Below are 13,821 nucleotides of genomic sequence, written 5' to 3'. Positions count from 1 at the left end.
CGGAGTTGGACGCTATGAAAAAAAGAGAAGAACTTGAGAGCAGCGCACCGGAAGAGAGCGGCCTGAGCCGCCGTAAATTCCTTGGTGCAACCGCATTGGCTGGTGCCGTGGGCGCAACGGGCCTTGGTGGCGCCGTGATGACCCGGGAGTCCTGGGCCGCTGCGGTCAAGGACGCACAGAACAAGGTTCACGTGGGCCCCGGTGAACTGGATGAATATTATGGTTTCTGGAGTGGTGGCCACCAGGGCGAGGTTCGTGTCCTGGGCGTGCCCTCGATGCGTGAGCTGATGCGCATTCCGGTGTTCAACGTGGATTCTGCCACCGGCTGGGGTATTACCAATGAAAGCAAGGACGTATTGGGACACGACAACACCTACCTGAACGGTGACTGTCACCACCCTCATATTTCTATGGAAGACGGGCGTTACGACGGCAAGTACCTGTTTATTAACGATAAGGCTAATACCCGGGTAGCGCGTATCCGCCTCGACATCATGAAGACGGATAAAATCACCCATATCCCCAATGTCCAGGCCATTCACGGTCTGCGGTTACAGAAAGTGCCGCGCACCAAGTACGTGTTCTGCAATGCCGAATTCGTGATCCCGCATCCTAATGATGGCAGTGATTACAGCCTGGAAAACAGCTACACCATGTGGAACGCGATCGATGCAGATACCATGGAGATGGCTTGGCAGGTCATCGTTGATGGTAATCTGGATAACATGGATGCTGATTACACTGGCAAATACGCAGCCTCTACTTGCTATAACTCGGAGAAGTCAGCAACCCTCGAAGGCACCATGCGTAATGATCGAGACTGGGTGGTGGTGTTCAACGTTGAACGTATCGAGGCAGCTGTCAAGGCTGGTAAGTTCAAGACCATCGGCGATTCCGAGGTACCTGTCGTGGACGGCCGCGGTGATTCCGAGTTCACCCGCTACATTCCTGTGCCCAAGAACCCGCATGGTCTGAATACTTCTCCGGACGGCAAGTACTTCATCGCCAACGGCAAGCTGTCGCCGACCTGCTCCGTTATCCAGATCGACAAGCTGGATGATCTGTTTGATGACAAGATCGAATTGCGTGACACCATTGTCGCCGAGCCGGAGCTGGGCCTCGGGCCTCTGCACACCACCTTTGATGGCCGTGGCAACGCCTACACCACACTGTTTATCGACAGCCAGGTGTGTAAGTGGAACATCGCAGACGCTATCAAGGATTACAACGGTGAGAAGACCAATTACATCCGTCAGAAGCTGGATGTGCATTATCAGCCAGGGCACAACCATGCGTCACTGACTGAATCCCGCGATGCGGATGGCAAGTGGCTGGTGGTTCTGTCCAAGTTCTCCAAGGACCGCTTCCTGCCAGTAGGGCCTCTACATCCGGAGAATGATCAGCTGATTGATATTTCCGGCGAGGAGATGAAGCTGGTTCACGATGGCCCGGCGTTTGCGGAGCCTCACGACTGTATCCTGATTCGTCGTGATCAGATCAAGACCAAGAAGATCTACGATCGTGACGACCCGTCGTTCGCCAGCGCCCGTGCCCAGGCAGAGAAGGATGGTATCACTCTGGAAGGCGCCAATGAGGTGGTCCGTGACGGCAACAAAGTGCGTGTTTACATGACTTCTGTTGCGCCGCAGTACGGGACGACGGAGTTCAAGGTCAAGGAAGGGGATGAGGTTACGGTGTATGTGACCAACCTGGATTCCATTGAGGATGTGTCTCACGGGTTTGTTATGGTGAACCATGGTGTGAGTATGGAGATCAGTCCGCAGCAGACGGCGTCGGTGACCTTTACGGCGGGTAAGCCGGGGGTTTACTGGTACTACTGCAGTTGGTTCTGTCATGCGCTACACATGGAGATGGGTGGACGCATGTTGGTCGAGAAAGCCTGATTTGGGCTTGATTCTGAGCCGGGACTCCCTCTAAGGGAGTTCCGGCTTGGGAGAAGCAAACCAAGAGGAGACTGCTTTCCAAAACACGCTCAAGCCCGTCCATGGGGCGCTTGAGCTCCGCCATCCATGGCTCCGCACAGTTTTGGAAAGCAGTCTCCTCTTGGCTTGCCGGCCTTGGGTGCCGGCTTCTCACTTTTACCTCAGACAGAGATATTGATGTACCAACTTTTGCGTTATGGAGTGGCCCTGACAGTCGCCCTGTTATCGCTGACCGCGAATGCGGATCTGCAGGAACAGCTTGATGCACTGGAACCCGGTGCTGTCTTTGAGTTGCCTCCCGAGAAACTCTCGTCGCTGGATCTTCGCGTGCCCGATGTGACGGTGTCCTGTCATGCCGATACGGTGATCGACGGCGGGAATGAGGGTAACGCTGTGGATATTCTGGCGGAGAAGGTGACGTTTTCCGGTTGTGAGGTGCGTAACTGGGGGGATGACCTGAACACGCTGGATGCAGGAATTTTTGTGGCCAGGGAGGCTTCCGGGGCGGTGGTTGAAAGGAACCGTCTGTCGGGGCCTGCGTTCGGGATCTGGCTGGATGCAACGAAAGATGTGACGGTCAGGGATAACCGGGTACGGGGGGATGTGAGTATCCGGTCTCAGGATCGGGGTAATGGCATTCATCTTTTCAACACCACCGGAGCGTTGATTGAAGGCAATGACATCAGTCAGACCCGGGATGCGATTTATATTGAGACCGCCAATAACAATGAGATCCGCAACAATCTGATGACGGATCTGCGTTACGGCATTCATTACATGTATTCGATGCACAATCTGCTGGAAGGCAACGTCACCCGGGGCACGCGGACGGGGTATGCGTTGATGCAGAGCAAGTACCTGAAGGTGTTCAACAACCGCTCCGAGAATGACGAGAACTACGGCATTCTGATGAATTTCATCACCAATTCCGAGCTGCGGGGTAATGTGGTCACCGGGGTCTCCCAGGGCCAGACAGCGGGTATTTCGATTTCCGGGGCAGAGGGCAAGGCGGTGTTTATCTATAACTCGCTGCATAACACTTTTGAGAACAATGTGTTCAGGGACAGCAACATCGGGATTCATCTGACGGCGGGATCGGAAGAGAACGAGGTCTTCAGTAATGCGTTCGTGGATAACCAGCGCCAGGTGAAGTATGTGGCCACCCGTACCCAGGAGTGGTCGAAGGAGGGGCGGGGCAATTACTGGAGTGATTACCTGGGATGGGATCGCAACCAGGATGGTATCGGCGATGTGGCCTATGAGCCCAATGACAATGTGGACCGGCTGCTGTGGACCTATCCGGAAGCCAAGGTGCTGATGTTCAGCCCGGCGGTGGATACCCTGCGCTGGGTGCAGGATGCGTTTCCTGTGGTCAAGGCCGCCGGTGTCAGTGATTCACACCCGCTGATGAGCCAGCCTGAATCAATACGACCGGAGTCCTGATGAGCTGTTTCCGTCTTGAAAATGTGAGTTACCGGTACGACAAGGCCCTGGTGCTGAACGGCGTTGATCTGCGCCTGGAGCCCGGGGAAATCCTGGGGCTGTTTGGCCACAACGGCGCCGGCAAAACCACCTGCATCAAGCTGATTCTCGGCTTGATGACACCGAATCAGGGCAAGGTCTCCGTGCTCGATGGCGAGGCCGGGGACCCCCATGTCACCCAGCATATCGGTTACCTGCCAGAGAACGTGATGTTCTACCCCCAGCTCACCGGCCGGGAGATTCTGAACCACTTTGCCCGTCTGAAGGGTGCACCGCTGAAGCAGGTGCCGGAGTTGCTGGAGCAGGTGGGCCTTGGCGATGCCGTGAACGCGCGGGTGAAGACCTATTCCAAAGGCATGCGCCAGCGTCTGGGGCTGGCCCAGGCGTTGCTGGGGAAACCGAAACTGCTGATGCTGGACGAGCCCACAGTGGGGTTGGACCCGGTGGCTACCGCAGACCTGTATCGATTGCTTCGTAAGTTACGGGACGAGGGAACCGGCATTGTGCTTTGTTCCCATGTGCTTCCCGGTGTGGAGCCCTATATTGATCGCGCGGCAATTCTTACCGATGGTGCGGTTAAAGCGGTGGGCGATCTTGCGTCCCTGCGCCGGCAGGCGAATATGCCGGTGACCCTCTCCATCGAACCGGCCAATGGCACAACGGCGCTGGAGCAGGCCATCGCCGGGGCCTCGGCGGGCAACGGGCTGATGATCAAGAAAGGCAACGGGCGCCTGCAGGTGGACGTACGGCCGTCGGAGAAAATGGCACTGATCCAGGCCCTGCTGGACTCCGGTGAAGTGCAGGACCTGGGGATTCATCAACCCACCCTGGAGGACATCTACGTGCACTTTATCGGCTCCGGTGGCCTGGCCCATCGTGGAGGTGCCCAGTGAACAGCATCTGGACCATCGCCCGTAAAGAACTCAGTGACAGCCTGCGCAACCGCTGGTTGATGGCCATTGCCCTGGTTTTTGCCATCCTGGCCCTGGGCATCGCCTGGTTTGGTGCGGCTGCCTCCGGGCAGGTGGGATACGCTTCTACCCCTGCAACCATTGCCAGCCTCGCCAGCCTGGGTATTTTCCTGATTCCCCTGATAGCGCTGCTGCTGGCCTATGACGCCATCGTCGGCGAGGAAGAAGGGGGCACGCTGCTGCTTCTGATGACCTATCCACTGAGCCGCGGCCAGCTGTTGTTCGGAAAGTTTCTCGGCCATGGCCTGACCCTGGCATTCGCCACGCTGATCGGCTTTGGCGTGGCCGGTGTGGCTATCGCCCTGCTGGTGGAAGATGTCGGGGTTGGCGCCCTGGCAGCGGCCATGTTCCGGTTTATCCTCTCCTCCATCCTGCTGGGCTGGGGCTTCATCGCACTGGCCTACATGATCAGTGTACGGGTCAGCGAAAAGCCCATAGCCGCAGGCATGGCCCTGGGCATCTGGTTCTTCTTTGTACTGGTATTCGACCTGATGCTGCTGGGCACCCTGGTGGCCAGCGAGGGCAAACTCAGCCCTGAGCTGTTGCCATGGCTACTGATGCTTAACCCCACCGACATCTATCGCCTGCTCAACATCGTCGCCTTCGGTGACGGTGCCCAACTGAGCGGGGTACTGAGCCTCGGAAAAGACCTGCCCGTCGGTGCCGCCGGACTATGGTTTGCCCTGGTGCTCTGGTTTGTTACCCCTCTTGCCGGCGCGTGGGCTCTGTTCCGCCGCCGCCGAATCTGATCCGGAGATCCTCATGCGTACTGTCAGTTTCAAAGCATTGTCTGCAGCGGCCCTGATGGCCGTGTTTCTCACCGGTTGCTCCGGCTCCGAAGAACAGACCACCGAAAAGCCCGACCCGGTTCATATCGAATCCGGCGACGAATGCCACGTCTGCGGCATGGTCATCCTCGGTTTTCCCGGCCCGAAGGGGGAAGCCATAACCGTCAGGGAGCAGGAGGTGCGTAAGTTCTGTTCAACCCGCGACATGTTCTCCTGGGCACTCCAACCCGAAAACGCCAAACGCGACCATACCCTCTACGTCCACGACATGGCACAAACGGACTGGGAACACCCGGAAGACACCGCTCTGATTGACGCGCGGGAAGCCTTCTTTGTGGTGGGGTCAGAGCGTACTGGAGCCATGGGGCCGACTTTGGCCTCGTTTGCCGAAGAGACGTCGGCGAAAGACTTTGCCAGCGAGTTCGGGGGAGACGTCGTCCAGTTCAAAGATGTAACCATGCAGCATCTGACCGCAGAACAGGGCCATGATACAGACATGGGAATGAATGAAGAGGGGAACAACCACGAACACTAAGGTCGCATAAGCCCGGGAGTGGGTGGGCCCTCCGGGATCGTCAAAATCATGGATGATTTTGTCGAGCGTACAGGGATGTATTCACAGCGTATCCCGGAGGGCCCACCCACTTCCGGGTGTCACCTCCGAGTCAGCAGCTCCGGGCGTGAACTCCGGGCCAGAAGCTCCAGGCGTTACCTCCGAGCCAGACCCTCAGCCGCCAGTCATATTCATAAACCGCAGAATCTGAACATCACCATCCGAAGAAAAGTGATGCCGCTCAGGCTTCAGATCCATGGCATTGATGATGGTTTCACGCAGCTTGTCATCGGTCACCGGATGACCCCGCAGAACCCGGCGCAGATCCACCGAGTGCTCATTGCCAAGACAAAGCAGCAGACGCCCCTCGACAGTCACCCGAACACGATTACAGGTAGAACAGAAATTATGGGAGTGCGGGGAAATAAAACCAACCCGCGTGTCGCTGTCCGGCATCCGGAAATAACGGGCAGGCCCGCCGGAGTCCTCGGGGGTGGGCACCAGTTCATGGTGCCGGGAAATGATATCCCGCACCTCGTCACTGGTACATAGCACCTGGCCGCGATCATGCTCCGAGATTTCACCCAGCGGCATTTCCTCGATAAAGGTAATGTCCACGTTCTTCCTGCGGGCAAATTCAACCAGATCCGGCACCTCGTGATCATTGCCACCCTTCATGACCACCGCATTGAGCTTGATACCCTCAAAACCGGCGTCTCTGGCAGCATCAATACCATCCAGCACCTGGCTCAGCCGACCGGTACGGGTAATGCGGTGAAACCTGTCCGCATCCAGGGAATCCAGGCTGATATTCAGGCGCTTGAGCCCGGCCTTGCGCAAGGGCTCTGCCATGGTGGGCAGCTGGCTGCCGTTCGTGGTCATGGCAAAATCCCGCAGACCGTAGCTGCCAATCTCTTTGACCAGCTCGAGAATGTCCTTGCGCACCAGGGGCTCGCCCCCGGTCAGCCGGATCTTCTCGGTTCCCACGGATACAAACGTTCTCGCCACGCGGGCAATTTCTTCAAGAGTCAGCACTTGCTGGCGGGGCAGGAACGTCATTTCTTCGGCCATGCAATACACGCAGCGGAAATCGCACCGATCGGTAACGGACAGGCGCACATAATTCACGGTGCGGCCAAAACGGTCTGTCAGCGTGTTCTCTGGCATGGATATAATCCTGTTACAGCGGTCTTGTTCGTTTTATCGTCAATTGTAGACCAAGTATCGCAGAATGGATCAATCATTCCGATACCTCCCGCGGGGTAATCCTTCAAGAGAAACAAAAACGGGGCCAGAATTGGCCCCGTTGCGAAAACACAAGCGGATTACGCCTGCTCGCTCACTATTCCCTCCGGCGCAGTTTCTACAGGCTCCAGGTCCGGGAAGAACACCCCTTTCACCACCTGCCAGCTGACAGCCAGGGCACCAACGATAAATACAACGTCGCCAATGGTCCTTATCCAGCGCAGGGTCTGCAGGATATCGCTCTGCATGAAGGCTTCACTGCGGGCATACCACAGGCCCTCGCTGGCGCTGGCCACGAACTGGATGATGCCGACGGGCAGGAGGCTGGTGAACAGCATCAGTACCAGACCAATGTTCAGCCACCAGAAGCCCACTTTCATCAGCCGCTCATCGAAGACGATTCGCGGCCGGATGTAGCGCAGGATCATCAAGGCGAAGCCCAGTGCCAGGAAGCCGTAGACACCGAACAGTGCCGCGTGGGCATGGGTGGGCGTGGTGTTCAGGCCCTGGATGTAATACAGCGCGATGGGCGGGTTGATCATGAACCCGAGTACCCCTGCGCCCAGCATGTTCCAGAAGGCAACAGCCACGAAGAAAATCAGCGGCCAACGGATATTTTCCATCCAGGGCGCGCGGGTTTTCAGTCTCCAGTTCTCCCAGGCCTCGTAACCGAGCACCACCAGCGGCACCACTTCCAGGGCGCTGAAGGTAGCGCCCACCGCCATTACCGGTGTTGTGGTGCCGGAGAAATACAGGTGATGGAAGGTTCCCGGTACACCGCCGAGCATGAACAGGCTGGCGGACGCCAGGCTCGCCGAGGTGGCCACGGTGCGGGACACAAGGCCCATGCTGCAGAAGATAAAGGCCAGCGCAGTGGTAGCGAACACTTCAAAGAAGCCTTCTACCCACAGGTGGACAATCCACCATCGCCAGTATTCCATGATGGAAATATGAGTGCGCTCACCGTAGAAGAACCCGGCACCATAGAACAGGCCGATGGCCACCACCGATGCGGTGAGCAGCGCCAGCAGGTTCTTGTCGCCGGGCTGGCGCAGGGCGGGAACAATGCCGCGAAGCATCAGCACCAGCCAGAACACGATGCCCAGGAATTTGCCGATCTGCCAGAGGCGGCCCAGGTCCACGTACTCGTAACCCTGATGGCCGAGCATGAAGCTGAGGTTGGCCGGCATGATCTGGTTGATGGCGAAGAAGTTGCCGATAAAGGATCCGCCCACCACAGCCACCAGTGCCCAGAACAGCACGTCGACACCCAGTTTCTGGAATTTCGGGTCCTTGCCGCCATTGATGATGGGCGCAAGGAACAGCCCAGCAGCCAGGAAGCCGGTAGCGATCCAGAACATGGCAGCCTGGATGTGCCAGGTGCGCATCAGGGAGTAGGGGAACCATTCAGAAGTGTTGATGCCGTAGAAGCTCTGGCCTTCCACAGTGTAGTGGGCGGTAAAGCCGCCAAGCATCACCTGGAAGGTAAACAGCCCGACCACCAGCACCAGGTATTTCCCCAATGCTTTCTGGGAAGGTGTGAGCCCGACGGAACTGAGAGGGTCCCGGGCGGGAGCTTCCGGTTCCTCATCCTCCTTGCGGAGGAAGGCCCAGGCCCAGATCAGGCCGCCCACACCGGCAATCAGAAGAACCACACTGATTAGTGACCAGACCACGTTTTCAGCGCTCGGCTTGTTGTCGATCAGTGGCTCGTGGGGCCAGTTATTGGTGTAGGTAACATCGCTGCCGGGGCGCTCGGTAGCGGCAGCCCAGGCGGTCCAGAAGAAGAACTCGGTCATCTGCTCACGGCGCTCGGCGCTGGGCAGGGTGTTCTCCTTCATGGCGTAGTTTGAGCGGGTGGACTGCAGCTCCGGCGCATCACTGAACAGCCTGCTGTAATAGTCTGCAGTTTCGGCAATGGCGGCCGTCCTGCGCTCGGAGAGTTGCAGGGTGCTTGTTGCATCGTCGTAAGTGTTGTCTCGGTACTCGGATTTCAGGTCGTACTTCAGGGCATTCTGTTCCTGGCCACTGAGGCTGTGCCAGTCCCGTCCATACTCTTCCTGTGCGGCAATCTCCAGCCAGGTTTCCAGTTCCCGGTGCAGCCAGTCCGCCGTCCAGTCCGGCGCCTGGTAGGCCCCGTGACCCCAGATGGAACCAAGCTGCATACCGCCGACGGATTGCCAGGCTGTCTGGCCGTCGAGAATGCTTTCCTCCGTCATCAGCAGGTCGCCATTGGCAGACACAACCCTGTCGGGAATCGGTGGTGCTTCGCGGTAGACCTCGGCACCGAAATACCCCAGCAGCGTGAAGGTGACCCCCACGATACCAATCAGTAAAAACCAGAGGCGACGGTATTTAGCCATGGTTTGCTCCCCTGCGGTAGTCATCGATAGTGTCCCGTGCAATCTCGCCCAGTGTCAGGTCATGAAGGTTCATAGTGGTCTCCCTGTCATTAAAGAAGCATAAATAATACATCTATAAAAAATAAATGTAACCCTTTTACATTTTTCTTTAGGGGTACCTATTTGAGGTGACCCTGGCCAGGCAGAATAGTCATTGCGAAAGGGATGCAGAGGGTGTTGCCATCTCCGGCAATTGGGTTTATCTTTAATATATATTAAGTATGTATGTTAAGGAGGAGGAATGGACAGGTTGCTTGGTTATGCCAACAGCGCTTTGCTTACCTCTACTGTGGGGCTGCTGGCAACGGTATTACTGGCTTATCCTTTTGCCAGTACCCTGCCGCTTGCAGGACAGATAGCTGCCCATATCGGAACCCTGATATTTGCCACCGGAATCAAGATCGCGTACATCGCCAGGCTGGTGTCACTGAAGCAGTTGGGAAGACCTGTGCACTGATTATCGGTAGAATAGCGACAGATCTCGCAGTGGCTTTCGAGAGAAGATGCCAATGAATTCCTTGTCCGGAAGAACCGGTTTCAGAATCCTTGCGTATACAAGTATCGCATTGGCTGCTATCGGTGTTGTCCTGCCCCTGTTGCCGACCACACCATTCGTTCTGCTTGCTGCCTGGTCGGCCAGTAAAGGGTCACCGGCTTTTGCGGCCTGGCTGGAAAACCATGAGACATTTGGCCCGGCCATAGACAATTGGCGCCGGAAGCGTGCGATCCCTGTCAAGGGAAAGTGGCTGGCCTGTCTGATGCTTTGTGTGAGTTGGTCCGTACTTTTTTTCACTGGTGCGGCACCGGTGGTGCTGGTCGTGACAGGCCTGATGTTTTCCGGTCTCGCCTGTTATCTCTTAACGCGTGCTTCGTGCTGACGACGCATCTGTAGTATTGGAGTTGATGAATGCATATCACCCGTTACACCGACTATTCCCTGCGCGTTCTGATTTACCTCGCAGTGCAGGGTGACGAACTGGCAACCATCCAGGAGATTGCCGACAGCTATGACATCTCCAAGAATCACCTGATGAAGGTGGTACACCAGCTCAACAAGAAGGGTTATATAGAGACCGTTCGGGGCAAAAAGGGTGGCATGCGTTTACACAGGGCGCCGGCAGACATCAACATCGGAATCCTGGTGCGGGAGACCGAGCAGGATCTCAACATCGTTGAATGTTTCTCGTCCAAGAATGCCTGTCGGATCACGCCGGTGTGTGGCCTGAAGTCCATGCTCGGGGAAGCGCTCACGGCCTTCCTTGAAACCCTCGACAAGTACACCCTGGCAGACGTCATCCAGGATCAGCATCGCCCCCAGTTGCTACGTTTGTTGCAGATTGCCTGATTCCCGCCGCAGGTCTTGTCTCCTACGAGCTGCGGCGGGAACAAAAACTTACCGTTTTGAGACATCTTTAAGCATTCCCGCTTAGCCGGATCCGCTAGACTGTCAGTCAGTGAGGCGCAATACCAAGCCCTGATTACGACAACAAAAGGGGACCGGCTTTGCGGTTGTTTGTCATTGTCAATCTTCTGTTTCTGCTGGCTATGCCCGGGGTTGCCTCTGCAAGCAGCGGGATCACGGATCCATTTCCCGTGGTTCTGGATCGGGACAGCGACCGGGTGGACATATCCCGCCATCTTACCTACTACGAAGATGCTTCCGGCGAGTACGGCATTGAGGATATTCTATCGGACTGGCCGGATATCGCGTCTGTTGAACAGCCGGACGAAGCCTACAATTTCGGTTTTACCGACTCTGCATACTGGTTCCATACCCGGATTGAAAACCGCAGCAATCCCAATCAGCGCTGGGTGCTTGAAGGGCTTTATCCGATAATTGACCGCATGGAGGTGTATTTCCTCAGGGAAGACGGTCGAATTGAGCGGCAACAGGCAGGGGATTCCATACCTTTCGCAACCCGTGGCCGCAAACACCACAATATCAATTTCTCGTTCGATCTCCCCCGGGGAGAGGCCACCGATGTCTTTCTCCGGGTCACCACGTCCGGCGCGGTTCAGATGCAGCTGACCCTCTGGGAAAACGAAGCCTTCAGCGCGGCGGATCACCAGGAGCGTTTTATCCTGGGAGTCTACTATGGCCTGCTGTTCTGCATGGCCGCTTTCAATCTGCTTATTTTCGTGTCGATCCGAGACAAGAACTACCTCTGGTACGTGTCCTACATTGTCTTCTATGGGCTTCTCCAGTTTACGCTCAACGGGCTTTCGTTCGAGCATCTCTGGCCCGAGGCCACCTGGTGGAACAACCGGGCGATATCATTCCTGATCGCCATGGGAATGTTCAGCATCCTTGGTTTTTCCAAGTCTTTCCTTGCCCTGAAAGTAAACGCTCCGCGGCTGGAGCGGATATTCGTGGGCTTCATGCTGTTCTTCCCGATAATGGCGCTGGCCTCGCTGTTCTGGCCCGACTATGGGCCGGTCATACGGGTGACCACATTCATGGCATCTGTCTCAGTGCTTTTTATCCTGGTGGCGGGCGCCATCTGCCTGTACCGGAATTTCAAGCCAGCGCGCTATTTCATGATCGCCTGGTCGGCGCTGCTGTCAGGGATGATTCTTTATACCCTGAAGACCTTTGGCCTGATGCCCGCAAACTTTGTTACCGACTATGCGATTCAAATTGGTTCTGCCTTCGAGGTGATCCTGCTGTCGCTGGCACTGGCTGACCGGATGCGCCTGTTGATGCTGGAGAACCAGCAGATTCAGGAAGATATGACACACCGCCTGGAGCAGCGGGTTTCCGAGCGAACATCGGAGCTGGAAGTGGCGAACCGCCAACTGGAGGCCCTCAGTTCAACGGACGGCCTGACAGGTGTATTCAACCGCCGTTATTTCGATGAGCGGCTGTGCGAGGAAACTGCCCGATGCAGTCGCAGTGGGCCGTTGTCCCTGCTGATGGTTGATGTGGACAGGTTCAAGGACCTGAATGATTCCCTGGGACACCAGGCAGGGGATGACTGTCTCAGAAAGATTGCCGACGCCATTTCTGCCAGTGTAAACCGGGGGGCGGACATTGTGGCCCGTTATGGAGGGGAGGAGTTTGCGGTGATTCTTCCCGATACGGATTCAAAGGGCGCACGCTGTATGGCAGAGCGTATCCGCCGCCGGGTTGATGAAGCCCTCAGGTTTTGCTGGAACGACAAACCGGTGCCGGTAACCGTGAGCATCGGTGTGGCCACAGCGGCCGCGCGTCAACGTTTTGAGCCTGCCGAGTTGATAGGCGCGGCCGATGAAGCTTTGTATGAAGCCAAACAGGGCGGGCGCAATACCCTGAAGTACAGGGATTGCGCCAGTGCCACTGCCGGAGAGATTTCCTCCGATCAGGGCTGAGTTGCCGGGTTACTGAATTCCGGCAGCAGTCTGTTCCGCATCCGGTCCGGCAGTGAATACCCGAGTATCCGCTTCAGAACTGTGGAGTATTGTTTGGCAAAGGTCCCGGTGTTGTAGGGAATGCCATGTTTCCTGCACACCGCCTGCACCTGTTCCGAGATCTCCGGGTAACGGTGGGCCGGCAGGTCCGGAAAGATGTGATGCTCTACCTGATAGCTCAGGTGGCCACTGAGCACATGCACCCACTTGCCGCCGGTGAAGTTGCTCGAACCGGTGAGCTGGCGCAGGTACCAGTGCCCCTTGCTCTCGCCTTCGCATTCCTCTTCGGTGAACGTTTCCGCATCCTGGGTGAAGTGGCCACAGAAAATCACCGTGGATGACCACAGGTTGCGGATCAGGTTGGCGCCGATGTTTCCGGCCAGTACCACCGGTGCGACCGGGAAGGTGACCAGTGGAAAGAATACATAGTCCTTGAAGGCCTGGCGGCCACCTTTACGGAAAAAATCCTTCAGGAACGGAATCTTCTCACGCACCGAAATTTCCCGCCGGCGTATGCGCTCGGACTCCAGTTCGTGAAGCCCCACGCCCCACTGGAAGAACACGCTCAGCAGCACGTAATTGATAAACTGCAGGCTGTGGGCCGGCTTCCACTTGTCGTCATCGCTCAGGCGCAACAGGGCGTAGCCGTAGTCACGGTCCTTGCCGATGATGTTGGTGTAGGTGTGGTGCTCATAGTTGTGGGTGCGGCGCCAGGAATCGCCGGTACACACGGTGTCCCACTCATAGGTCTGCGAATGCAGTGAGGGGTCGTTCATCCAGTCGTACTGGCCGTGCATGACGTTGTGGCCGATTTCCATATTCTCGATGATTTTGGAAATGCCCAGCGCTGCAGTGGCGGCCACAAACACTGGCGGAATGAATCCGAAGGGCATCAGTACCCGCCCACCAACTTCCAGAGTGCGGTGCAGTCGTACAATTTTTCGGATGTAACGGGCATCCCGTTCACCCAGGTCGGCAAGCACCTGGTCACGGATGGTGTCCAGATCCTGTTCCAGTTCTTTGAGCTGTGTTTCGTTCATTTTCTTCATG

At 56.8% G+C, this 13,821-nt stretch carries 12 protein-coding genes; 9 read left to right on the top strand and 3 right to left on the bottom strand.

Annotated features, from left to right (window positions below):
- The first annotated feature begins 14 nt into the window (after nt 1-14).
- The 5 genes from nosZ (at nt 15) to HLUCCO03_RS12175 (ending at nt 5,719) form a co-directional block, all read left to right on the top strand.
- Complete coding sequence (nosZ, locus tag HLUCCO03_RS12195; protein ID WP_027833065.1) at nt 15-1,904, top strand: TAT-dependent nitrous-oxide reductase; 1,890 nt, start codon at nt 15-17, stop codon at nt 1,902-1,904.
- Nucleotides 1,905-2,120: 216 nt separating this feature from the next.
- Entirely contained in the window at nt 2,121-3,386 is a 1,266-nt protein-coding gene (locus tag HLUCCO03_RS12190) for a nitrous oxide reductase family maturation protein NosD (RefSeq protein ID WP_027833064.1), read from the top strand.
- Nucleotides 3,386-4,318 carry an ABC transporter ATP-binding protein gene (locus HLUCCO03_RS12185; protein ID WP_027833063.1) on the top strand — a complete coding sequence of 311 codons (933 nt, stop codon included), beginning with the start codon at nt 3,386-3,388 and terminating at the stop codon, nt 4,316-4,318. The genes HLUCCO03_RS12190 and HLUCCO03_RS12185 overlap by 1 nt, the downstream gene beginning before the upstream one ends.
- On the top strand, nt 4,315-5,145 hold the full coding sequence (locus tag HLUCCO03_RS12180) for an ABC transporter permease subunit (RefSeq protein WP_027833062.1): 831 nt from the start codon (nt 4,315-4,317) through the stop codon (nt 5,143-5,145). Before HLUCCO03_RS12185 ends, HLUCCO03_RS12180 begins: the two co-directional genes overlap by 4 nt.
- Nucleotides 5,146-5,158: 13 nt before the next feature.
- The gene (locus HLUCCO03_RS12175; protein WP_036197692.1) at nt 5,159-5,719 is read left to right on the top strand and encodes a nitrous oxide reductase accessory protein NosL; all 561 of its coding nucleotides are present in this window, start codon (nt 5,159-5,161) and stop codon (nt 5,717-5,719) included.
- A gap of 192 nt (nt 5,720-5,911) precedes the next feature.
- Here the strand turns inward: HLUCCO03_RS12175 and moaA are convergent, their stop codons facing one another.
- On the bottom strand, nt 5,912-6,904 hold the full coding sequence (gene moaA, locus HLUCCO03_RS12170; RefSeq protein WP_027833060.1) for a GTP 3',8-cyclase MoaA: 993 nt from the start codon (nt 6,902-6,904) through the stop codon (nt 5,912-5,914).
- 158 nt (nt 6,905-7,062) lie between these two features.
- On the bottom strand, nt 7,063-9,345 hold the full coding sequence (locus tag HLUCCO03_RS12165) for a nitric-oxide reductase large subunit (protein WP_027833059.1): 2,283 nt from the start codon (nt 9,343-9,345) through the stop codon (nt 7,063-7,065).
- A gap of 280 nt (nt 9,346-9,625) precedes the next feature.
- Between HLUCCO03_RS12165 and HLUCCO03_RS12160 the strand changes: the two genes are divergently transcribed.
- From HLUCCO03_RS12160 to HLUCCO03_RS12145, 4 genes are all read left to right on the top strand, one after another.
- Nucleotides 9,626-9,841 (top strand): hypothetical protein, encoded by a 216-nt coding sequence (locus HLUCCO03_RS12160; protein WP_027833058.1) that lies wholly within the window; start codon nt 9,626-9,628, stop codon nt 9,839-9,841.
- A 52-nt stretch (nt 9,842-9,893) separates the two neighbouring features.
- Nucleotides 9,894-10,262 carry a YbaN family protein gene (locus HLUCCO03_RS12155; RefSeq protein ID WP_027833057.1) on the top strand — a complete coding sequence of 123 codons (369 nt, stop codon included), beginning with the start codon at nt 9,894-9,896 and terminating at the stop codon, nt 10,260-10,262.
- Between the two features lie 29 nt (nt 10,263-10,291).
- Nucleotides 10,292-10,729 (top strand): Rrf2 family transcriptional regulator, encoded by a 438-nt coding sequence (locus HLUCCO03_RS12150; protein WP_027833056.1) that lies wholly within the window; start codon nt 10,292-10,294, stop codon nt 10,727-10,729.
- Nucleotides 10,730-10,887: 158 nt separating this feature from the next.
- Complete coding sequence (locus HLUCCO03_RS12145) at nt 10,888-12,732, top strand: diguanylate cyclase (protein WP_027833055.1); 1,845 nt, start codon at nt 10,888-10,890, stop codon at nt 12,730-12,732.
- Here the strand turns inward: HLUCCO03_RS12145 and HLUCCO03_RS12140 are convergent.
- The gene (locus tag HLUCCO03_RS12140) at nt 12,723-13,820 is read right to left on the bottom strand and encodes an acyl-CoA desaturase (RefSeq protein ID WP_036197689.1); all 1,098 of its coding nucleotides are present in this window, start codon (nt 13,818-13,820) and stop codon (nt 12,723-12,725) included. The two genes, HLUCCO03_RS12145 and HLUCCO03_RS12140, sit on opposite strands and share 10 nt — an antisense overlap.
- Nucleotide 13,821: the final 1 nt, after the last annotated feature.

Source organism: Marinobacter sp. HL-58, from assembly GCF_001314605.1.
Classification (GTDB): Bacteria; Pseudomonadota; Gammaproteobacteria; order Pseudomonadales; family Oleiphilaceae; genus Marinobacter.
This window is presented reverse-complemented; position numbering and strand designations above follow the sequence as displayed.

Excerpts from the sequence above, each read along its gene's own strand:
- HLUCCO03_RS12140 (WP_036197689.1), bottom strand. The coding sequence starts at position 13,820 with ATGAAGAAAATGAACGAAACACAGCTCAAAGAACTGGAACAGGATCTG.
- nosZ (WP_027833065.1), top strand. The coding sequence starts at position 15 with ATGAAAAAAAGAGAAGAACTTGAGAGCAGCGCACCGGAAGAGAGCGGC.
- HLUCCO03_RS12150 (WP_027833056.1), top strand. The coding sequence starts at position 10,292 with ATGCATATCACCCGTTACACCGACTATTCCCTGCGCGTTCTGATTTAC.
- HLUCCO03_RS12165 (WP_027833059.1), bottom strand. The coding sequence starts at position 9,345 with ATGGCTAAATACCGTCGCCTCTGGTTTTTACTGATTGGTATCGTGGGG.
- HLUCCO03_RS12175 (WP_036197692.1), top strand. The coding sequence starts at position 5,159 with ATGCGTACTGTCAGTTTCAAAGCATTGTCTGCAGCGGCCCTGATGGCC.
- HLUCCO03_RS12155 (WP_027833057.1), top strand. The coding sequence starts at position 9,894 with ATGAATTCCTTGTCCGGAAGAACCGGTTTCAGAATCCTTGCGTATACA.
- HLUCCO03_RS12185 (WP_027833063.1), top strand. The coding sequence starts at position 3,386 with ATGAGCTGTTTCCGTCTTGAAAATGTGAGTTACCGGTACGACAAGGCC.
- moaA (WP_027833060.1), bottom strand. The coding sequence starts at position 6,904 with ATGCCAGAGAACACGCTGACAGACCGTTTTGGCCGCACCGTGAATTAT.
- HLUCCO03_RS12190 (WP_027833064.1), top strand. The coding sequence starts at position 2,121 with ATGTACCAACTTTTGCGTTATGGAGTGGCCCTGACAGTCGCCCTGTTA.
- HLUCCO03_RS12160 (WP_027833058.1), top strand. The coding sequence starts at position 9,626 with ATGGACAGGTTGCTTGGTTATGCCAACAGCGCTTTGCTTACCTCTACT.